The following is an 18,986-nucleotide window of genomic DNA, read 5'->3' on the forward strand; positions in this document are numbered from 1 at the left end:
TCAGACGGCCTTTAAGGGATGGGCCGTCTGAAAAGAAAGGGTTACATGCCTTCAAGCAGGACGGAGTCGATGCAGTCGCACATGGCGTGAATCAGCAAAATATGGTTTTCCTGAATGCGGGCAGTGCGCGGATAAGGGACGTTGAGCAAAACGTCGGTATCTTTGAGCATGGCGGCGATTTTTCCGCCGTCGCGGCCGGTCATGGCAATGACGTGCATGTCGCGCTCGTGTGCCGCTTTGATGGCTTCGATGATGTTGGTGGAATTGCCGGAGGTGGAGATGCCGACCAATACGTCGCCGGCACGTCCGAGCGCGCGCACTTGTTTGCTGAATACGTGGTCGAAACCGTAGTCGTTACCGATGGCGGTCAGGGCGGAAGTGTCTGTTGTCAGTGCGACAGCGGCCAATTCCATGCGTTCTTTTTCAAAACGACCGGTCATTTCTGCGGCGAAGTGTTGCGCGTCGGCAGCCGAACCGCCGTTGCCGCAGGCCAGGATTTTGCCGTCGTTCATCAGGCATTGCAGCATCAGCTCGGCAGCCTGTGCAGTCGGCTCGACCAGTACTTTTTCGGCTTCTTGCTTGGAGCGGATGCTCTCGGCAAAATGTGCGGAAACGCGTTCTTGTAATGTTGTCATGAGGTTAACCTGTAATATTTTGAATCCATTCGGGCGGGCCGTCGCCCTCAATCAATACCGCGTCCAGGCGGCAGGGCGCATGGTTTAACCCGTGCTTTTGCAGATAATACTCTACACTTCGTTGCAATTTCAATAATTTGGACTGCGAGATGCTGTATGCGACACCACCGAAACCTCGGTTTTTGCGGTATTTTACTTCAACAAACACAATCGTACTGCCGTTTTTGACGATTAAATCGATTTCGCCGTAGGCGCAATGCCAGTTCCGCGCCAGCAGCGAGTAGCCTTTGCCCAGCAGGAATGCCAGCGCCGCATCTTCGGCCGCCGCCCCCTGTTTGTGGTTTAAGCGCATGAAAAGTTTACCCGTTATATAATTATTGTTTTTAAAGAGACGCCGTTTCAGACGGCCTTGAATCTATGTACACAAAACACCTGCAAAAAGCCGTCGACAGCATCGAAAAACAGACATTATACGTTGTCGCCACACCCATCGGCAATTTAGCCGACATAACGTTGCGTGCGCTGGCCGTGCTGCAAAAGGCCGACATGATCTGCGCCGAGGACACCCGTGTTACCGCCCAGCTTTTGAGTGCGTACGGCATTCAGGGAAAACTCGTGAGCGTGCGCGAACACAACGAGCAGCAAATGGCCGACAAAATCATCGCCTATCTTTCAGACGGCCTGAGCGTTGCCCAAGTTTCGGATGCGGGTACGCCTGCGGTTTGCGATCCGGGTGCAAAACTTGCTGCCCGCGTGCGCGAAGCCGGATTTAAAGTGGTGCCTGTGGTCGGCGCAAGCGCGGTCATGGGGGCGTTGAGCGTGGCCGGTGTGACGGAATCCGATTTTTACTTCAATGGTTTCTTGCCGCCTAAGGCTGGCGAACGCCAAAAGCTGCTGGCCAAATGGGCGGAAGCCGATTTTCCGATTGTGATGTTTGAAACGCCGCACCGCATCGAGGCAAGCCTTGCGGATATGGCCGCACAGTTTCCCGAACGCCGTTTGACTTTGGCGCGCGAAATCACCAAAACGTTTGAAACCTTCCTCAGCGGCACGGTTGCCGAAATCCAAGCCGCCCTCAAAAACGACAGCAACCAAACGCGCGGCGAGATGGTGCTGGTGTTGCACCCTTCGGTGAAAGAGAAACACAGCGATTTGCCCGAGGCGGCGCAAAATACCATGAAAATCCTTGCGGCCGAGTTGCCGACCAAACAAGCTGCCGAGCTTGCCGCCAAGATTACCGGCGAGAATAAAAAGGCGCTGTATGATTTAGCGTTGGAGTGGAAACGGATTTCAGACGACGCTTGAGGTCTTGCAGGCTTATTTTTCTCAACCTGTGGTGTGAACGATGCGACGATTTCCTACAGGCAAAACTGGGTATTGTTCGTTATCCGTTTGCCGGTTCTACAGGCTTTATATAGGTAAAGTTCTGTTTGCCGCATTGCTCCCCCCCCCCCCTTGTAATTTACAATGACACTGCATACAACTAGTATGTTCTTAAATCTTTCAATCTACGGGAGTGGACTTATGAAACAAAATATCATCGTTGCCTTATTCGACATCTCCAGCGAAGCTTATCAAGCCTTTTCTGAATTGAAAGCTTACTCGCAGACAACAGATGCTTTGGTGGCACAAGCCGTTTTGATTAAAAAGGAAAATGGTCTGATTATCCCAGCAGAAAGCACCGACTTTACCGCCAATACGGCCGAAAGCGCATGGACGGGCGGCCTCATTGGTTCACTGGTCGGCATCCTCGGCGGTCCTATCGGTGTTCTGTTGGGTGGAGCTACTGGCGCACTCATCGGCAGTGATGTAGGCACTGCCCAAACATTGGGAGAGGGGGCGTTGCTGGAAAATGCAGCCAAAAAACTGGATAACGGCAGTACTGCAATCATTATTTTGGCGCAAGAACTCAACGAAGCTATATTGGATGCTTTCTTCCACCGTTTCAAAACCGTTATTCTCCGGCAAGATGCAGCCGTTGCCCAAGAGGAGGTATTGGCAGCAATAGAAGCGGAGAAAGAAGTGGCACGTCAGGCACACGAAGCGTGGAAAAAACAGCGCAAAGCCGAACGCAAAGCCGAACGCCAAGGGAAAGTGGAAGCCTTCAAGGCCGACATCAAACAAAAATTCGACAAATTGGCAGCCAAGTTGAAATAACACTGCCACCAACCCAAGGTATGTAACCGCTCAAATTTTCCGTTTCGGATGCATGCCAAACCGGTTTGAGGCTACCTGAAAATCTATTTTTCAGGTAGCCTCTCCCTTTTTCATGCCCCGAGACCTTTGCAAAGGTCTCAACCTATGTTATTGCAAAGGTCTCGGCCTTTTTATAATTGGATTTTAGATCGATCCAATAGGTTCAATACGCTTCTAAGTTTGCGTTTCAGACGGCCTCAATGTTTGGCAAACCTGCTTCAACGCTGCCATGCGCTGCGCAAATATTCGATGCAGTCGGTCAGGGCGTAAAACGGGGCGTTGCCGTGATTGGCGTTGGGGTAGAGGGTGAAGCGGACATCCGCGCCGAGGTGGTGCAAAGTGCCGGCAAGGATTTTGGCTTGTGCGACCATGCCGCGGCTGGTTTGGTCGGGACGGTTGTTTCTGCCTTCATGCTCGCCTGCGCCGAGGCGGATGCCGATTCCTTGCGGCAAAGTGTCGGGCAGCCAATCGAGCACGCGGCGGTCTTGCCACCAGATAGACGGCGAAACCAGCAAATAATGGCGGAATCGTTCGGGACGGGTGAACAGGGAATAGAGGCCGTACAGTGCGCCGAACGAATGGCCGAAGACGGCTTGGTTTTGGGTGTCGATGCGGTATTTGCTGTTGAGCAGGGCGGAGAGTTCGTCATCGATAAAGCGGCTGAAGCGTTCGGCTTGGCCGTATTGTTTGCGTTCGGATTCGGGCGCGTTGTCGGGCAGCGGCGGCGTGTAGTCGAGGGCGCGTTGGCTTAAGTCGCGGATGGTGCCGCCGGTGTAGCCGATGCCGACAATCAGACAGGCGGCATGGCTTTTGGTGATGGGGTTGATGAGCAGGGATTGCGCCATATTGAGGATAGCAGGGAAAAAGGCATCCCCGTCAAGAATATACAGCACGGGATAGCCGCCTGCCGGACGCTCGCCGAGTGTCGCGGCTTGAATGCGGTAGGTGCGGCCGGTGTGGGTGGAAGTAAGGGCGGTTTCTTCGGCTTGCAGCAGGGTGGCGGCTTGCCAGTCGGGACGGATGGACATGATGGGGTGCTTTAATCAATGGTTGCTTAAGGGAAAAGGCCGTCTGAACAATGGTTTTCAGACGGCCTTATTGTACGGATTTCTGCCTTTTTAACAATACGCGCGATTAGCGTACGTCAACGTAGGAGCTGCTGTGCAGTTCGCGCAGGAGGTTGGTGGTCGCCTGTTGCGCTTTTTGTTGGGACAGGTATTGGCGGACGGCGTTTTGTTGGCGCTCTTCAGGCGTACCTGCTTCGCGGACGTCGTTCAGCTTGATGATGTGCCAGCCGAATTGGGTGCGGACAGGGGCGCTGATTTGGCCGGGTTTGAGTTTGTGGACGGCTTCTTCAAATGGAGCAACCATCATGCCATCGGCAAACCAGCCCAAATCGCCGCCGTTGCCGGCGCTGCTGTCTTGCGAGTATTGGCGTGCCAAACCGCCGAAATCTGCGCCGCTGCGGGCTTGTGAGTAGATTTTGCGGATGGTGCTTTCTGCGCCGACGGCGGCATTGTCGTTGTCGGCTTTAATGAGGATGTGTTGGGCATGGTATTGGCGCACAGGGTCTGCTTCAGGCAGGGTGACGCCTTGTTGTTTGGCCTGCTCGATGTAGCGTGCCACTTCGGAGTCGCTCACGCGGCTGTTTTGCATGATGGCTTGTTGGCGCACTTTTTCAACAATAATGCTGTCGGCGATGTCTTGACGGACGGCGGCAGACGGGTTTTTGATGTTGGGGTTGTGCGCGATAACGGCTTCGATTTCGCTATCGGTCGCTTGGATGTTGCGGCGTTTGCCTGCTTGGAGGATCAGGGATTGGTTGATCATTTGTGCCAAAACCTGTTGGCGCAGCTCGTTGGCGTCCATTTGCGTGCCTTTAGGCATGGTTTGACGCGCTTGCGCTACGGCTTGCGCTACTTGGCGGTGGGTAATGACTTCGTTGTCGACAACCGCGGCAATGCCGTCTGAAAGATGTACGCCGCTTTGTACGGCAGGCATGGTGGTGGCGCTGACGGCAGCTGCTTTGGCTGCGCGCGCTTTGCCTGCTTTGGCTTTAGGGGCGGCGTGTGCGCCTACTGCGAAAGTGAGTGCGGCGACGAGAATCAGGGGTTTGAAGTTCATTGTTTGACTACCTCGTTGGTTTTGCTGTAACCGGGGATGGCTAAGCGGAGTTTTTCGAATGGGTTGTTGCCGATATTGCTCAAGTCTTTGAGTTGGAGGTTGAAGAATACGGCGTTTTTGTGGCTGTTTTCGCCGGTAACATAGCGTTGGCCGACCAAGCTTGCGCTCCAGCAGCCGCAGTTGCTTTTGTATTCTGCACCGATGAGCATTTCCAGTGGTTTTTTGGCTTCGATTTCGTAGTTGTAACGGGCAACGGCGTACAGGTTTTTACTCAACGGCCATTGGGCGGCAAGGTCGATTTGGCTGAGTCTGTCGTAGAAATAGTCGCCGTTGGCTTGCAGATAGATGCGCTCGTTGCGTCCGTATTTGTAGCGCGCGCTTAAGACTTTGCCGGGTTCGGGGTTGTAGGCAATCCCTGCGGCGTAGCTTTCGGCACGGCTTTGGTTTTGGTTGTAGTGGATGTCCAAGTCGATGCGGATGCTCGGGGTAATGTTGCCGTGTGCAAAGGCTACCCAGTCGGACTGGCTGCGCGGATAACGGCTGACGCTGCCGTCAGGCAGGACGTTGTCGTTTTTGAAGTAAAACTTCTGGCCGATACCTGCACGGAAGAGTTCCGCACCGGTGTTGGGGTTGAGGATGCGGCTTTGTGTGGCCAGCGTCAGGCTGTTGGCCGAATTGATGCGGTCGTTGCCGGAATAAAGGTTTTCGCGGAACAGCTGCGAATAGGTAAAGCTGTTTTCGGAGCTGTCGAAATTGGGCAGGTCGTTTTGGGACTTGGTCGGAATGTAGTTGTAAAACAGGCGCGGTTCGAGCGTTTGCAGGTATTCTCCGCCGAAGAGCCGGGCCCTGCGCTCGAAGGTCAGGCCGCTGTCGACGTTGATGATCGGCAGGACGCGGCTGACATTGCGGCTGCTTTGGCCGTTGAAGCTGTTGAGGCTGTAATAAGTGGCGTGTACGCCGACTTTAGGCCGGATGTAGCCCCATTGGTTGTGGAAGTCCCATTTGACGCTCGGGTAGAGCACCACGCGGCTGCCGTCTTGCTTAGTATCGTGGTCAAAACGGGTGAATTGGCCGAATACGTTGAGTTGCGCTTTGCCGAGATGGCTTTGCCAACGGCCGGTCAGACGGGGCATGATGGCATAAGGCTCGTCTTTATAGCCGTCTTGGTTGGCCAGCGTTTGGTATTTTTGTACGCGCAACGAGCCGTCGAAGCTGCCGCCCAACAGTTTGTCGCTGTAATTGAGCCATGCCTGACGGTCGAGGTTGACGTTGCGCGCGATGTCTTCGCGGCCGTAGAAGTCGCGGTAGTAATCGTCGTCGGAAACTTGGTTGTAGTTGATGCCGCCGCTGATTTTGCTGTTCAGCTGCTGCTGGTGTTTCCATTTGAACTGGTAGCGGTTGTTGTGGACGCTTTTTTGGTCGTTCGGCATCCAGTCGCCATCGACTTCGCCGCTGTAATTCGGCTGCAGATAACGCACTTGGCCGCCCAGTTGCACACCGCGTTTGCTGATGATGCCCGGGCGGATGGTGGCATCCAAATTTGGGGCAAGGTTGAAGTAGTAGGGCAGGCTCAGCTCAAGGCCGTCTGAACCGGTGGCAATGGTCGGAACGAGCAGGCCGCTTTTGCGGTTGCCGTTGATAGGGAAGTCCGCCCAAGGCGTGTAGAGGACGGGGACGCCGCCGAATACCAGCGAAGCGTGTTTGGCCACGCCGATGCCTGTCGATTCATCGGCTTCAATGCTTTGGGCTTGGATATACCAGCTGGCGTCGCCGGGCGAACAGGTGTTGAATTTGGTATTGATGAGTTTGTAGAGGCCTTTGCCTTTGAGTTCGGCTTTTTCGCTGACACTTTGAAGGCGGCGGCCGCCTTGTTCGGTATTGAGGCGCACGGCGGTGCCGGAACCGGTTTGGTTTTTGAGGTTGTAAACCAATTGGTCGCCGGATACGGTCGAACCGTTTTGATACAGGGTGAAGCGGTCGCCGGCGGTAACGGTATCGGCGGCTTGGTCGTATTGCGCCCAATCGGCGTTGAGAACATCGGCATTGCGCTCGACAATGACGTCACCTTCGGCACGGACGCCGACTTGGGTCTGGCCTTCTATTTTATCGGCGTTGACGCGGGTGTAATCGGCAGGCAGGGCAGGCTCGCCGCTGCGTTTGATTTCGGCGGTTTCGGCCGGCTTGGCATCTTCATGGTCGCAAAACAGACAAGTGCTGCCCAAAGAAAGCGGGTCGGCTTCGCTTTGGCCGGTTTTTGCCGGTTTGGATTCGGCGGCGTGGGCAGGGGTATAGTCTTCCGCCTGCGGAACAGAAGCATCTTCCGCGCGCACGGCTGTTGCGCCAAAGCCCATAATTAAGGCGAGTACCAAGGGTTTGAGTGAAAATAAACGAGCCAAAATCGCCCCTTAAATCGGTTTGCCAGTTAGAATAGCGGTTATTGTAACCTGAAATTCTGCGATACCGCTATGCAACGACAAACCGAATTACAAAACTGGCTGGAGTCTGTTTACCCGAACCAGCCGTTCGAATTGAGCTTTGCGGCAGCCGATGCCGACTTCCGCCGCTATTTCCGTGCGACGTTTTCAGACGGCCAGACCGTCATCTGTATGGACGCGCCTCCTGAGAAGATGAGTGTTGCGCCTTATTTGAAAGTGCAAAAACTGTTTAATATGGTTAATGTGCCGCAAGTGCTTCATGTGGATGAAGCGTTGGGCTTTATGGTGTTGAACGATTTGGGCAATACCACATTCCTGACCGCCATGAATCAGGAAAACAGTGAAACCGCCCACAAAGCTCTGCTGCTCGAAGCCATCGATGAACTGATCGAACTACAAAAAGCCAGCCAACCCGGCAAACTGCCGGAATACGACCGCGAAGTCATGCTGCGCGAGATTAACCTGTTCCCCGAATGGTTTGTGGCCAAAGAATTGGGCCGCGAGTTGACCTTCAAACAACGCCAGTTGTGGCAGCAAACTGTCGATATGCTGCTGCCGCCCCTGTTGGCTCAGCCTAAAGTGTATGTCCACCGCGACTTTATTGTCCGCAATCTGATGCTGGCAAAAGGCCGTCCGGGCGTGTTGGACTTCCAAGACGCGCTTTACGGCCCAATTTCCTATGATTTGGTGTCGCTGCTGCGCGATGCATTTATCGAATGGGAAGAAGAATTTGTATTGGACTTGGTCATCCGTTACTGGGAAAAAGCACGCGCTGCCCAGCTGCCTGTGCCTGCCGAGTTTGACGAGTTCTACCGCTGGTTTGAATGGATGGGCGTACAACGCCATTTGAAAGTGGCCGGTATTTTTGCCCGTCTGTACTACCGCGACGGCAAAGACAAATACCGTCCTGAAATCCCGCGCTTCTTGAACTACTTGCGCCGCGTATCCCGCCGTTACAACGATTTGGCGCCGCTGTATGCGTTGCTGGTCGAATTGGTTGGCGATGACGAATTGGAAACAGGCTATACCTTCTAAGCTTGGTTTTTTAAGATTTGATTCCACTTTTCAGACGGCCTGATCAACAAAAGGCCGTCTGAAACCTTTACAGAACACATAAACATGACTTACATGATTTACCCCAAAACCTACGACGTGATTGTCGTCGGTGGCGGCCATGCCGGTACCGAAGCCGCGCTTGCCGCCGCACGCATGGGTGCGCAAACCCTGCTGCTCTCACACAACATCGAAACCCTCGGCCAAATGTCGTGCAACCCCTCCATCGGCGGTATCGGCAAAGGCCACCTCGTACGCGAACTCGACGCATTGGGCGGCGCAATGGCATTGGCAACCGACAAATCCGGTATCCAATTCCGCCGCTTGAATGCCAGCAAAGGCGCGGCGGTGCGAGCTACGCGCGCGCAGGCCGACCGTATCCTATATAAAGCCGCCATCCGCGAAATGTTGGAAAACCAAGAAAACCTCGACCTTTTCCAACAAGCCGTCGAAGACGTAACGCTCGACGGCGAACGCATCAGCGGCGTGGTTACTGCGATGGGCGTGGAGTTTAAAGCACGCGCTGTCGTGTTGACCGCCGGCACGTTTTTGTCCGGCAAAATCCACATCGGTTTGGAAAACTACGAAGGCGGCCGCGCGGGCGATCCAGCCGCCAAATCATTAGGCGGCCGTTTGCGCGAATTGAACCTGCCGCAAGGCCGTCTGAAAACCGGCACGCCGCCGCGTATTGACGGACGCACGATTGATTTCTCCCAACTGACCGAACAGCCCGGCGACACACCCGTTCCCGTAATGTCTGTACGCGGCAGCGCCGATATGCACCCGCGCCAAGTGTCCTGCTGGATTACGCATACCAATTTGAAAACACACGAAATTATCCGTTCAGGCTTCGACCGCAGCCCGATGTTTACCGGCAAAATCGAAGGCGTCGGCCCGCGTTATTGTCCGTCTATCGAAGACAAAATCAACCGCTTCGCCGATAAAGACAGCCACCAGATTTTTCTTGAGCCAGAAGGTTTGACTACGCACGAATACTACCCCAACGGTATCTCCACCAGCCTGCCGTTCGACATCCAAATCGCCCTTGTGCGCAGCATGAAAGGCCTTGAAAACGCCCATATCCTGCGCCCCGGCTACGCCATCGAATACGACTATTTCGATCCGCGCAACCTTAAAGCCAGCCTCGAAACCAAAACCATCCAAGGCCTCTTCTTTGCCGGACAAATCAACGGCACGACCGGCTACGAAGAAGCCGCCGCGCAAGGCCTGCTCGCAGGCGCAAACGCCGTGCAATACATCCGCGAACAAGACCCGCTCCTGTTGCGCCGCGAACAAGCCTATCTCGGCGTATTGGTGGACGACCTCATCACCAAAGGCGTGAACGAACCTTACCGAATGTTCACCAGCCGCGCCGAATACCGCCTGCAACTCAGGGAAGACAACGCCGATATGCGCCTGACCGAGGACGGCTACAAAATCGGCTTGGTGGGTGAAGAACAATGGCGTATGTTCAACGAAAAACGCGAAGCTATCGAACGCGAAATCCAACGTTTGAAAACAACGTGGTACACGCCGCAAAAACTCGCCGAAGAAGAGCAGCTGCGCGTATTCGGCCAAAAACTCAGCCGCGAAGCCAACCTGCACGACCTCCTGCGCCGTCCGAACCTCGACTACGCCGCGCTGATGACCCTGCCCGACGCACAACCTGAAACCGCACTTGCCGACAGCGTGGTCGAACAAGTCGAAATCCAAGTCAAATACCAAGGCTATATCGACCGCCAAAACGAAGAAATCGACAGCCGCCGCGACATCGAAACCTTAAAGCTGCCCGAGGATATTGATTACAGCAAGGTTAAAGGTTTGTCGGCAGAAGTGCAGCAAAAGCTCAACCAGCACAAACCCGAAACCGTCGGCCAAGCCAGCCGCATTTCCGGCGTAACCCCCGCAGCAGTGGCTTTGCTGATGGTGCATTTGAAGCGCGGGTTTAAAGATGCGAAGTAAGTTACCTGAACGCGGAGCAGCCGCAGGTCGGATAATTCTTGTGTTTCGACACATCTGTTACTACAAGATGTCAGATTCAAGAATCTGACTTGCGGTAGGTTTTCAAAGTCTACAAAAGCAGCCTACACATTAAAATTGATGTGTAAAACCCAACCTGAAAATTAAATAAGGAGTAACAATGGGCTTTTCCCTATATTTTTACCGCTTTGAAAATGGCGAACAGGTAGACGGCAACCGTGAAGGTGCAAAATCATTTTTAAACAGCAGGGGACTAGATAGCTGCCTTCGTGATAAGGACGGCAACTATTTAGAGTTTGATAACTGTTCCACAGATTTGGAAATAACGGATTTCAATGATAGGGAATGCCAGTTTGAAGGAAATATTGGCCATGCATATTTAACGGATGAGGAGTGTAGTTTCATCTATGAGTTGTGCCATGCTGCGGATTGGGTGATTGTTAATCCGCAATTTAGCGATACTGAACCCTTATTGATCTTATTAGAACAAGACACTGCACAACATTTGCCGGAAGAATATAGTGATAACTATACCGTCATATCTTCTGGAGAAGAGTTGCAAATGCTGCTTTTAAACGGATTTCATCAGTTTCAAGCTTGGAAAAGCCGTATTCTGTAGCAACTGTATTTTTGCCCGACGGGGTAAAAAATACAGTTGCTACGGCACTAATACTCGATAAATAGTAAAAAGGAGTAAAATTGCAACATTTGATACACAAGATTCAAGAGGTTTAGTCGGTAAACATCTGATTTATCCCTATGATAACGGCTGGAATTATGAAATTTATGTAAAAAATGCCGAACATATGGATTACCATACTCGCCCTTGAAAGGCAGTCTAAAAATATCATTCCAGACAGTTTTATCAATTTATTTTTCAGTTACGGGAATTTTTAAATTCCTTAAGCCCACCTTCAAATTGGAGCTGTATCAATGAAACCCCGACTTTCCCCATTTGCTGCCGTGCTATTTTTGGCCGGAATTTCTGCTGTTCATGCAGCACCCGCTCAAAATGCACAAAAGCAGTGCATTACCCTGAAAAATATCTCTATCACCGATACTGTCATCACTAAAGCCGAATGGTCGAACGGCGAAATCAGTGCCGACAGAATGTCTTCCCTCACTGGTGGTTCAACCAATGTCTTACAGTCCAAACCGCATTGCGTGGTGGAAGGCGAAATTGGCGCGCGCACCGGTGCAGACGGCAAGCATTACGGCACGAAATTCCAACTCAGGCTACCTGAAAATTGGAACGGAGGTTTCCTGTTTCAAGGCGGTGGCGGGGTGGACGGCTTTGTTGCGCCCGCCGTGGGTAGTATCCCCGTACGCACCTCTACCGCTACGCCAGCGCTGATGCGCGGTTATGCCGTAGTTTCTATGGACGGCGGCCACCCCACGCCCACGCCCAACTTCGGCGCAGACCAGCAGGCGCGTTTAGACTTCGCTTACCAGTCCACAGGAAAAGTAACCGTCGTTGCCAAGCATTTGATTCAAAAGATGTATGCCGTTGCGCCGAAACACAGCTATTTCATGGGCTGCTCCAACGGCGGACGTGAAGCGATGATGGCCGCACAACGCTATCCTTTAGAATTTGACGGTGTGATTGCCGCCAATCCCGGCTTCCGTCTGTCGCGTGCTGCCGTCGCCCAACAGTGGGATTATCAACAGTTCATGAAAATTGCCCCCAAAGACGCGCAGGGCAACAAAATCCTGGCTAATGCCCTGACCCAAGCTGATTTGGACAAAGTGAGCGAAGCGGTGAAAAACCGCTGCGACGCACGCGACGGTCTGAAAGACGGCGTGATTAACGCATGGGAAAGCTGCGATTTCAAAGCCGAACACGCCGGTCTCTCCCCCGCCAAAACCGCAGCCCTTAAAGCCGTGATGGACGGCGCACGCGACTCACGCGGCAACCAGATTTACAGCGGCTGGTATTACGATGTGGGTATGAATCAGCCCGACTGGCGTAAATGGAAGCTCGGCAGCTCGCAAACCGCCAAGCCTGATTCACGCGGCGTAACGCTCGGCGCAGGTTCGCTTACTTGGTATTTCATGACTCCCGCCATGCCGAACTTTGATTTGAGCAAATTCGATTTTGACCGCGATACGCCCAAAACATACCAAACCGGCGCAATTAACGATGCGGTGTCCACCGATTTGAGCAGCTTCCGCGCACGCGGCGGCAAACTGATTGTGATCACCGGCGTGTCCGACCCCGTGTTTTCCGCCAAAGACCAAGTGGCATGGTTCCGCCAAATGAATGCCGACACGCCAAGCGCCCAAAGCTTCAGCCGCCTGTTTATGATACCCGGCATGAACCACTGCGGCGGTGGCCAAGCCTTCAATGATGTAGATCCGCTCACACTTTTGGAAAATTGGCATGGCAAAAACCAAGCCCCCGAGCGCATGATTGCACAAGGGAAATCCTTCCCGAATAAACAAATGCCGATTTGCGCCTATCCGAAAGTCGCCACTTATACCGGCGGGAATGAAAATAAAGCAGATAGCTTTGAATGCCGCTGATTGATGTAAAAGAGAAATATAAAACAGAATAAAGGCCGTCTGAAACTTTCAGACGGCCTTTATTTATCAGGGGATTGACGGTATTGCACCTTATTTCATTAATTTTTTAAAGAGTTCAGATTGTCAGCAAGATGGGTGTGTTCTGATGAAAAAATGAAGAAGCAAACGTTTTTTCAGGACGCGTCATAAGCTGCCGCTTTTTCGAGCAGTTTTACCCTTGCCTGCGGCCATTCCTCACGCAGCAGGCTGTATTCAACCGTATCGCGCACGCTGCCGTCTTTCCGCAGCTTGTGGCAGCGCAAGATGCCGTCTTGGTGTGCACCCAAGCGTTCGATGGCGCGTTGGGAGGCGGTATTGAGGTTGTCGGTCTGCCAGCAGACGCAACGGCAGTTTAAAGTGTCGAAAACGTAGTCGAGCAACATGATTTTGCAGGCGGTATTGATGTGCGTGCGCTGTGCCGACAGGGCATACCATGTGAAACCGATGTAGAGGCGTGGGATGGCGGGGTCGATGTGGTAAAGCGAAGTTGAGCCGACAATTTTTCCCGTGTCTTCGTCGATGACGGCAAAGGCGAGGCGGGTTTGTATGGCGGTGCGGATATAGTCAGCTACTTGGTGGGGTTCGGGCACGGTGGTTACGTTCAGCTTCCAAACTTCGCCGTCGCAAACTGCTTCGCGCAAACCGGCTTCGTGTGCCGTTGTTAAAGGTTCGAGACGGACGCGGTCAAAGGATAAAACGGGAGTGGATGAGAAATCAGTCATGGAGGTTTCCTTTGTATTTGATAGTTTGAGTTTTCAGACGACCTTTTATAGTGTCTTAGCGGACAGCATCTCTGAGGTCGTCTGAAAGCTATTGATTAATGATGTTTGAACACCAGCACGCCCAACTCCGATACAAACCCGTCCAGCGGCAGGTCGTGCGGTTCGGTCGGCAGTGTGTCGGTCAGTTGGCAGCCGAAGCCTACGCCCAGGGTTTGGGTTTGCAGGCGGTATTTCATGGCGGAGAGAGTGGCGTCGTAATAGCCGCCGGCTTGTCCGAGGCGGTAGCCGCGTTTGTCGATGCCGACGATGGGGACAATCAGTAGGCTGAGTTGGTGGACGCGGATTTTTTTGCCGGTGAATTGGGGGACATGCAATTTGGCGCGGCCGCGTTTGCGTTCTTGTTTGGCGCCGTCGGCAGGGTAGGGGGTGAACCACATCCGCCGCGTGTTCGGTTCGATATAGGGCAGGTAGAGTTTTGCGCCGCGTTTTTGTGCGGCACGGACAAAGCCGTCCAATCGCAATTCCTTGCCCATCGGCCAATACACGCCGATTTTCCGTCCTTTTTTGATGTAGGGCTTGAGCAGGCGGTTGATGGTTTCGGTGGCGGCGTTGCGCTCGTCTGCGCTCATTTGGGCGCGTGCGCGGCGGAACTGTTTGCGTAATGCCGATTTTTCGGGATTCCTCATTTTCAGACGGCCTTTCGGGATTGCGGTAGAATGTTGCGATTATAACGATTTTGTTAACATTCAAACAGGACGCACACAATGTGGCACATTGTCGCCATCGGCTACCTTTTTGTTGCCGTGATGTTTTCCGCCGCGCAGCCGAGTATTGCACGCGCGTTGATTTATTTGGTTTTTTGGGCAGTGTTGCCCACCGTGTTCACGGTCTTCGTCGTGACCATCCGCCGCCGCAACCGCCTGATGAAACGGCAGGAGCAGGCGGAGTTTGAAGCGGCTCGCCAAAAGGCGGTACAGACGGATGAAAAACAGGACGGAAAGGTATAAAATCCCTTTTCAGACGGCCTCTTATCCGCTATAATCCGTCAGTTTTCCATTTCGGAAACACTCTTTTATTTTTTAAAACTTATGCCCACTTTCGCCGAAGGGTGCTTGACAATAGGCGCCGCCTATCAAGTTCTATGCGATTGAATGTGTGCTCTTTAACCCTTTCAAGGAAATAACATGTCTCAAATTACTATGCGTCAGATGATTGAAGCCGGTGTTCACTTCGGTCACCAAACCCGTTTCTGGAACCCGAAAATGGCTCAATACATTTTCGGTGCGCGCAACAAAATCCATATCGTAAACTTGGAAAAAACCCTGCCGATGTTCCAAGAGGCGCAAGAAGCCGTACGTCGTCTGGTTGCCAACAAAGGTACAGTATTGTTCGTAGGTACTAAACGCCAAGCCCGCGACATCATCCGCGAAGAAGCTACCCGTGCCGGTATGCCTTTCGTTGATTACCGCTGGTTGGGTGGTATGCTGACTAACTACAAAACCGTTAAGCAATCCATCAAACGCCTGGAAGAAAAAACTGCTGCCCTGGAAAACGCTGCTGAAGGCGGTTTCAACAAAAAAGAAATTCTGGAAATGCAACGCGACGTTGAAAAACTGGAACGTTCTTTGGGCGGTATCAAAAACATGAAAGGCCTGCCTGACGCGATTTTCGTTATCGATACCGGCTACCAAAAAGGTACTCTGGTTGAAGCTGAAAAACTGGGCATCCCTGTTATCGCCGTAGTCGATACCAACAACAGCCCTGACGGCGTGAAATACGTTATCCCTGGTAACGATGACTCCGCTAAAGCTATCCGCCTGTACTGCCGCGGCATCGCTGACGCAGTTTTGGAAGGCAAAAACCAAGCGCTGCAAGAAACTGTAGCCGCTGCCCAAGAAGCTGCTGCCGAGTAATTCGGTACACAGAAGAGGGGCGTTATGCCCCTTTTCTCAAATCCCGTTCTGAAATCCGTTTCAGACGGCCACTATTTCCAAACACGGCAATGGCCGTGTTCCCAAAAATCTAGGAGATTCAAAATGGCAGAAATTACTGCAAAAATGGTTGCCGACCTGCGCGCCGCTACCGGCCTGGGCATGATGGAATGCAAAAAAGCCTTGGTTGAAGCTGAAGGCAACTTCGACAAAGCCGAAGAAATCCTGCGTATTAAATCTGGTGCGAAAGCCGGTAAACTGGCTGGCCGTACTGCTGCCGAAGGCGTATTGGCTTACGCGATCAACGGCAATGTCGGCGCATTGGTTGAAGTAAACTGCGAAACCGACTTCGTTGCTAAAGACGCCGGCTTCGTAGAATTTGCCAACTTCGTTGCTAAAACTGCTGCCGAGAAAAAACCGGCTTCTGTTGAAGAACTGAGCGAACTGGTTGAAGCAGAACGCAAAGCCATCATCGCTAAATTGGGCGAGAACATGTCTGTTCGCCGCTTCCAAGTGATCGACACTGCCAACCAACTGGTTGCCTACATCCACGGTGCTTTGGCTACCGAAGGCGTATTGGTTGAGTACAAAGGCTCTGAAGACGTAGCACGCAAAATCGGTATGCACATCGTTGCCGCTAAACCACAATGCGTAAGCGAAGCCGAAGTAGATGCTGAAACCGTTGAAAAAGAACGCCACATCTACACTGAACAAGCTATCGCTTCCGGCAAACCTGCCGACATCGCCGCTAAAATGGTTGAAGGCCGTATCCGCAAATTCTTGGCTGAAATCACTCTGAACGGCCAAGCGTTCGTGATGAACCCTGACCAAACTGTTGCCCAATTCGCTAAAGAAAACGGCACTGAAGTGATCAGCTTCGTACGCTACAAAGTAGGCGACGGTATCGAGAAAGCTGTTGTTGACTACGCAGCCGAAGTTGCTGCCGCTGCTAAAGTGTAAGGCACTTATGAAAAAGAAAGCACCTAGATTCCAAACGAATCAGGGTGCTTTTTTTTGAGAAAACCGTTTACGGTACCTATTTTAAGACGACCGAATATAAAGGCCGTCTGAAAACCAAAACAATAATAGAACGACACACCATATCATTGTAATCCGACCGTTTGAAATTCAGACGACCCAAACTCCGACCGACGACATTCAAGAAAGCAAGGTATCCCATGACACAGCAAATCAAATACAAACGCGTATTACTGAAACTCTCCGGCGAATCTCTGATGGGTTCCGATCCGTTCGGCATCAATCACGATACCATCGTTCAAACTGTCGGCGAAATTGCCGAAATCGTGAGAATGGGCGTGCAAGTCGGTATCGTTGTCGGCGGCGGTAACATTTTCCGCGGCGTATCTGCACAAGCAGGCAGCATGGACCGCGCCACTGCCGACTACATGGGCATGATGGCAACCGTGATGAACGCGTTGGCACTCAAAGACGCATTTGAAACTTTGGGCATCAAAGCGCGCGTACAATCCGCACTGTCTATGCAGCAAATTGCTGAAACATACGCCCGTCCTAAAGCCATTCAATATTTGGAAGAAGGCAAAGTCGTGATTTTCGCTGCCGGTACCGGTAACCCATTCTTCACGACCGACACTGCCGCTGCATTACGCGGCGCGGAAATGAACTGCGACGTGATGCTCAAAGCCACCAACGTCGACGGCGTGTACACCGCAGACCCGAAAAAAGACCCATCTGCAACACGCTACGAAACCATTACTTTTGACGAAGCCTTGTTGAAAAACCTCAAAGTGATGGATGCCACTGCTTTTGCCCTCTGCCGCGAACGCAAGCTCAATATCGTGGTATTCGGTATTGCTAAAGAAGGCTCGCTCAAACGCGTGGTAACCGGCGAAAACGAAGGTACACTGGTTCACTGCTAATCATTGAAAGGCCGTCTGAAACAGTCGAACGGGATACATTCGGCTTTCAGACGGCCTTTTATTTTCAGTCGGTTGCATGGGTATTGGCTCATGGTTTGAAAAGGTTAAGAACTTGCTTGACCATAATGCCCAACCGACAATTCGATAACAAAGGATACTCCATGAATATCACCGTCTTGGCTGTCGGCACGAAAATGCCGCGTTGGGTGGATGAAGCCGTCGGCGAGTACGCCAAACGCTTCGGGCGCGATGTTAATTATGCGCTGAAAGAAATCAAGCCAGAGAAACGCGGCGCGGGTGTGAATGCGGCTCAGGGCATGGCGGCTGAAGAAAAACGCCTGCTGGAAGCCATACCGCAGGGCGCGTTTTTGGTGGTATTGGACGAGCGCGGCAAAGCGCCGACTTCGGTCGAATTGGCGCAACATTTGAAAAGCTGGCAGCAAAACGGCGAACACGTCTGCTTTATTATCGGCGGCGCAGACGGCATGACCGACCGTTTGAAACAGCAGGCAAATATGATGATGCGCCTTTCCAGCCTGACCTTGCCGCACGGTATGGTGCGCGTTTTGCTGACCGAGCAGCTTTATCGCGCCGTTTCGATTTTGCACAACCATCCGTATCATCGGGAATAATCCGCTTTGAGTGCAGGGATAAGAAGGCAATGCCGCCTTGTCGGTTTAACGCGGGGTTGAACCTGCTTTCAGACGGCCTGATTTTTCCGCATGAATCCTTTATAATCGTTTCTTTGATAAATCAACATCTTTCGGGAGAACCCAAATGTCCGATTTCCGTCAAGACTTCCTCAAATTCGCTTTGGCACAAAATGTGTTGAAATTCGGCGAATTTACGACCAAGGCCGGCCGTCAGTCGCCTTATTTTTTCAATGCCGGTTTGTTCAATGACGGCGCATCGACTTTGCAGCTGGCGAAGTTTTACGCCGAGGCCATTATTGCCAGCGGCGTGAAATTCGATATGCTGTTCGGCCCAGCCTATAAAGGCATTATTTTGGCGGCGGCAACAGCGATGATGTTGGCGGAAAAAGGCGTAAACGTACCGTTTGCCTACAACCGCAAAGAAGCCAAAGACCACGGCGAGGGCGGCGTGTTGGTGGGTGCGCCTTTGAAAGGCCGCGTGCTGATTATCGATGATGTGATTTCCGCCGGTACATCCGTGCGCGAGTCGGTCAAACTGATTGAGGCCGAAGGCGCAACGCCTGCCGCAGTGGCTATTGCGCTCGACCGCATGGAAAAAGGCACGGGCGAATTGTCGGCGGTGCAGGAAGTCGAAAAACAATACGGCCTGCCGGTGGTTTCGATTGCCAACCTGAATGACTTGTTCACGCTCTTGCAAAACAATGCCGAATTTGGCGGCTTCTTCGAGCCGGTCAAAGCCTATCGCGAACGTTACGGCGCGGTTTAAACCATAACATCATGCTCAGGTCGTCTGAAAA

General features: G+C 52.6%; 20 protein-coding genes. 13 read left to right on the forward strand and 7 right to left on the reverse strand.

Annotated features, from left to right (window positions below; translation table 11 throughout):
- Positions 1 to 41 precede the first annotated feature (41 nt).
- Together HMPREF2696_RS07155 and HMPREF2696_RS07160 are read right to left on the reverse strand one after the other, a co-directional pair.
- The gene (locus tag HMPREF2696_RS07155) at positions 42 to 635 is read right to left on the reverse strand and encodes a phosphoheptose isomerase (RefSeq protein ID WP_004520249.1); all 594 of its coding nucleotides are present in this window, start codon (positions 633 to 635) and stop codon (positions 42 to 44) included.
- Between the two features lie 4 nt (positions 636 to 639).
- Positions 640 to 987, reverse strand: a complete 348-nt coding sequence (locus tag HMPREF2696_RS07160; RefSeq protein WP_004520250.1) for a YraN family protein — start codon at positions 985 to 987, stop codon at positions 640 to 642.
- Between the two features lie 65 nt (positions 988 to 1,052).
- Between HMPREF2696_RS07160 and rsmI the strand changes: the two genes are divergently transcribed.
- Positions 1,053 to 1,940 carry a 16S rRNA (cytidine(1402)-2'-O)-methyltransferase gene (gene rsmI / locus HMPREF2696_RS07165; RefSeq protein ID WP_070588217.1) on the forward strand — a complete coding sequence of 296 codons (888 nt, stop codon included), beginning with the start codon at positions 1,053 to 1,055 and terminating at the stop codon, positions 1,938 to 1,940.
- 219 nt (positions 1,941 to 2,159) lie between these two features.
- On the forward strand, positions 2,160 to 2,792 hold the full coding sequence (locus HMPREF2696_RS07170) for a DUF1269 domain-containing protein (protein ID WP_049343748.1): 633 nt from the start codon (positions 2,160 to 2,162) through the stop codon (positions 2,790 to 2,792).
- Between the two features lie 257 nt (positions 2,793 to 3,049).
- Here the strand turns inward: HMPREF2696_RS07170 and HMPREF2696_RS07175 are convergent, their stop codons facing one another.
- The 3 genes from HMPREF2696_RS07175 to HMPREF2696_RS07185 form a co-directional block, all read right to left on the reverse strand.
- Complete coding sequence (locus HMPREF2696_RS07175) at positions 3,050 to 3,859, reverse strand: alpha/beta hydrolase (RefSeq protein ID WP_070588219.1); 810 nt, start codon at positions 3,857 to 3,859, stop codon at positions 3,050 to 3,052.
- Positions 3,860 to 3,965: 106 nt separating this feature from the next.
- Complete coding sequence (locus tag HMPREF2696_RS07180; protein ID WP_070588220.1) at positions 3,966 to 4,955, reverse strand: peptidylprolyl isomerase; 990 nt, start codon at positions 4,953 to 4,955, stop codon at positions 3,966 to 3,968.
- Entirely contained in the window at positions 4,952 to 7,351 is a 2,400-nt protein-coding gene (locus HMPREF2696_RS07185; protein ID WP_367119520.1) for an LPS-assembly protein LptD, read from the reverse strand. Before HMPREF2696_RS07185 ends, HMPREF2696_RS07180 begins: the two co-directional genes overlap by 4 nt.
- Before the next feature lie 69 nt (positions 7,352 to 7,420).
- Here HMPREF2696_RS07185 and amgK point away from each other — a divergent pair, with 69 nt between their 5' ends.
- The 5 genes from amgK to HMPREF2696_RS07205 all read left to right on the forward strand — a co-directional run bounded on the left by amgK (position 7,421) and on the right by HMPREF2696_RS07205 (position 12,946).
- On the forward strand, positions 7,421 to 8,425 hold the full coding sequence (gene amgK, locus HMPREF2696_RS07190) for an N-acetylmuramate/N-acetylglucosamine kinase AmgK (RefSeq protein ID WP_070588223.1): 1,005 nt from the start codon (positions 7,421 to 7,423) through the stop codon (positions 8,423 to 8,425).
- Positions 8,426 to 8,509: 84 nt separating this feature from the next.
- A complete protein-coding gene (gene mnmG, locus HMPREF2696_RS07195) occupies positions 8,510 to 10,405 on the forward strand; it encodes a tRNA uridine-5-carboxymethylaminomethyl(34) synthesis enzyme MnmG (protein ID WP_070588225.1) in 1,896 nt (631 codons plus the stop codon).
- A 178-nt stretch (positions 10,406 to 10,583) separates the two neighbouring features.
- Positions 10,584 to 11,042 carry a hypothetical protein gene (locus tag HMPREF2696_RS07200; protein WP_049336864.1) on the forward strand — a complete coding sequence of 153 codons (459 nt, stop codon included), beginning with the start codon at positions 10,584 to 10,586 and terminating at the stop codon, positions 11,040 to 11,042.
- Between the two features lie 79 nt (positions 11,043 to 11,121).
- Positions 11,122 to 11,253 carry a phenolic acid decarboxylase gene (locus HMPREF2696_RS12015; protein WP_079453712.1) on the forward strand — a complete coding sequence of 44 codons (132 nt, stop codon included), beginning with the start codon at positions 11,122 to 11,124 and terminating at the stop codon, positions 11,251 to 11,253.
- Positions 11,254 to 11,356: 103 nt separating this feature from the next.
- Positions 11,357 to 12,946, forward strand: a complete 1,590-nt coding sequence (locus tag HMPREF2696_RS07205; protein WP_053088472.1) for a tannase/feruloyl esterase family alpha/beta hydrolase — start codon at positions 11,357 to 11,359, stop codon at positions 12,944 to 12,946.
- Between the two features lie 173 nt (positions 12,947 to 13,119).
- Here HMPREF2696_RS07205 and HMPREF2696_RS07210 read toward each other — a convergent pair whose 3' ends face one another.
- Positions 13,120 to 13,707, reverse strand: coding sequence for a GNAT family N-acetyltransferase (locus HMPREF2696_RS07210; RefSeq protein WP_070588227.1), 588 nt, complete (start codon positions 13,705 to 13,707; stop codon positions 13,120 to 13,122).
- Positions 13,708 to 13,802: 95 nt separating this feature from the next.
- Entirely contained in the window at positions 13,803 to 14,393 is a 591-nt protein-coding gene (locus tag HMPREF2696_RS07215) for a 5-formyltetrahydrofolate cyclo-ligase (protein ID WP_070588228.1), read from the reverse strand.
- A gap of 78 nt (positions 14,394 to 14,471) precedes the next feature.
- Between HMPREF2696_RS07215 and HMPREF2696_RS07220 the strand changes: the two genes are divergently transcribed.
- The 6 genes from HMPREF2696_RS07220 (at position 14,472) to pyrE (ending at position 18,955) form a co-directional block, all read left to right on the forward strand.
- Positions 14,472 to 14,714 carry a hypothetical protein gene (locus HMPREF2696_RS07220; RefSeq protein ID WP_004520263.1) on the forward strand — a complete coding sequence of 81 codons (243 nt, stop codon included), beginning with the start codon at positions 14,472 to 14,474 and terminating at the stop codon, positions 14,712 to 14,714.
- A gap of 177 nt (positions 14,715 to 14,891) precedes the next feature.
- Positions 14,892 to 15,620, forward strand: coding sequence for a 30S ribosomal protein S2 (gene rpsB / locus HMPREF2696_RS07225; protein ID WP_002230071.1), 729 nt, complete (start codon positions 14,892 to 14,894; stop codon positions 15,618 to 15,620).
- Positions 15,621 to 15,743: 123 nt separating this feature from the next.
- The gene (tsf, locus tag HMPREF2696_RS07230; RefSeq protein ID WP_002223203.1) at positions 15,744 to 16,598 is read left to right on the forward strand and encodes a translation elongation factor Ts; all 855 of its coding nucleotides are present in this window, start codon (positions 15,744 to 15,746) and stop codon (positions 16,596 to 16,598) included.
- 218 nt (positions 16,599 to 16,816) lie between these two features.
- Positions 16,817 to 17,536, forward strand: a complete 720-nt coding sequence (pyrH, locus tag HMPREF2696_RS07235) for a UMP kinase (protein ID WP_003708812.1) — start codon at positions 16,817 to 16,819, stop codon at positions 17,534 to 17,536.
- Between the two features lie 161 nt (positions 17,537 to 17,697).
- Entirely contained in the window at positions 17,698 to 18,168 is a 471-nt protein-coding gene (gene rlmH / locus HMPREF2696_RS07240; RefSeq protein ID WP_036493712.1) for a 23S rRNA (pseudouridine(1915)-N(3))-methyltransferase RlmH, read from the forward strand.
- Between the two features lie 145 nt (positions 18,169 to 18,313).
- Positions 18,314 to 18,955 (forward strand): orotate phosphoribosyltransferase, encoded by a 642-nt coding sequence (gene pyrE, locus HMPREF2696_RS07245; RefSeq protein WP_003682682.1) that lies wholly within the window; start codon positions 18,314 to 18,316, stop codon positions 18,953 to 18,955.
- Positions 18,956 to 18,986: the final 31 nt, after the last annotated feature.

This window comes from Neisseria sp. HMSC058F07, assembly GCF_001810035.1.
Taxonomy (GTDB): Bacteria; Pseudomonadota; Gammaproteobacteria; order Burkholderiales; family Neisseriaceae; genus Neisseria; species Neisseria perflava.

Bases quoted from the DNA above. Each gene is read 5' to 3' on its own strand.
- HMPREF2696_RS07155 (WP_004520249.1), bottom strand. From the start codon at position 635: ATGACAACATTACAAGAACGCGTTTCCGCACATTTTGCCGAGAGCATC.
- HMPREF2696_RS07160 (WP_004520250.1), bottom strand. From the start codon at position 987: ATGCGCTTAAACCACAAACAGGGGGCGGCGGCCGAAGATGCGGCGCTG.
- rsmI (WP_070588217.1), top strand. From the start codon at position 1,053: ATGTACACAAAACACCTGCAAAAAGCCGTCGACAGCATCGAAAAACAG.
- HMPREF2696_RS07170 (WP_049343748.1), top strand. From the start codon at position 2,160: ATGAAACAAAATATCATCGTTGCCTTATTCGACATCTCCAGCGAAGCT.
- HMPREF2696_RS07175 (WP_070588219.1), bottom strand. From the start codon at position 3,859: ATGTCCATCCGTCCCGACTGGCAAGCCGCCACCCTGCTGCAAGCCGAA.
- HMPREF2696_RS07180 (WP_070588220.1), bottom strand. From the start codon at position 4,955: ATGAACTTCAAACCCCTGATTCTCGTCGCCGCACTCACTTTCGCAGTA.
- amgK (WP_070588223.1), top strand. From the start codon at position 7,421: ATGCAACGACAAACCGAATTACAAAACTGGCTGGAGTCTGTTTACCCG.
- mnmG (WP_070588225.1), top strand. From the start codon at position 8,510: ATGACTTACATGATTTACCCCAAAACCTACGACGTGATTGTCGTCGGT.
- HMPREF2696_RS07200 (WP_049336864.1), top strand. From the start codon at position 10,584: ATGGGCTTTTCCCTATATTTTTACCGCTTTGAAAATGGCGAACAGGTA.
- HMPREF2696_RS07205 (WP_053088472.1), top strand. From the start codon at position 11,357: ATGAAACCCCGACTTTCCCCATTTGCTGCCGTGCTATTTTTGGCCGGA.
- HMPREF2696_RS07210 (WP_070588227.1), bottom strand. From the start codon at position 13,707: ATGACTGATTTCTCATCCACTCCCGTTTTATCCTTTGACCGCGTCCGT.
- HMPREF2696_RS07215 (WP_070588228.1), bottom strand. From the start codon at position 14,393: ATGAGGAATCCCGAAAAATCGGCATTACGCAAACAGTTCCGCCGCGCA.
- HMPREF2696_RS07220 (WP_004520263.1), top strand. From the start codon at position 14,472: ATGTGGCACATTGTCGCCATCGGCTACCTTTTTGTTGCCGTGATGTTT.
- rpsB (WP_002230071.1), top strand. From the start codon at position 14,892: ATGTCTCAAATTACTATGCGTCAGATGATTGAAGCCGGTGTTCACTTC.
- tsf (WP_002223203.1), top strand. From the start codon at position 15,744: ATGGCAGAAATTACTGCAAAAATGGTTGCCGACCTGCGCGCCGCTACC.
- pyrH (WP_003708812.1), top strand. From the start codon at position 16,817: ATGACACAGCAAATCAAATACAAACGCGTATTACTGAAACTCTCCGGC.
- rlmH (WP_036493712.1), top strand. From the start codon at position 17,698: ATGAATATCACCGTCTTGGCTGTCGGCACGAAAATGCCGCGTTGGGTG.
- pyrE (WP_003682682.1), top strand. From the start codon at position 18,314: ATGTCCGATTTCCGTCAAGACTTCCTCAAATTCGCTTTGGCACAAAAT.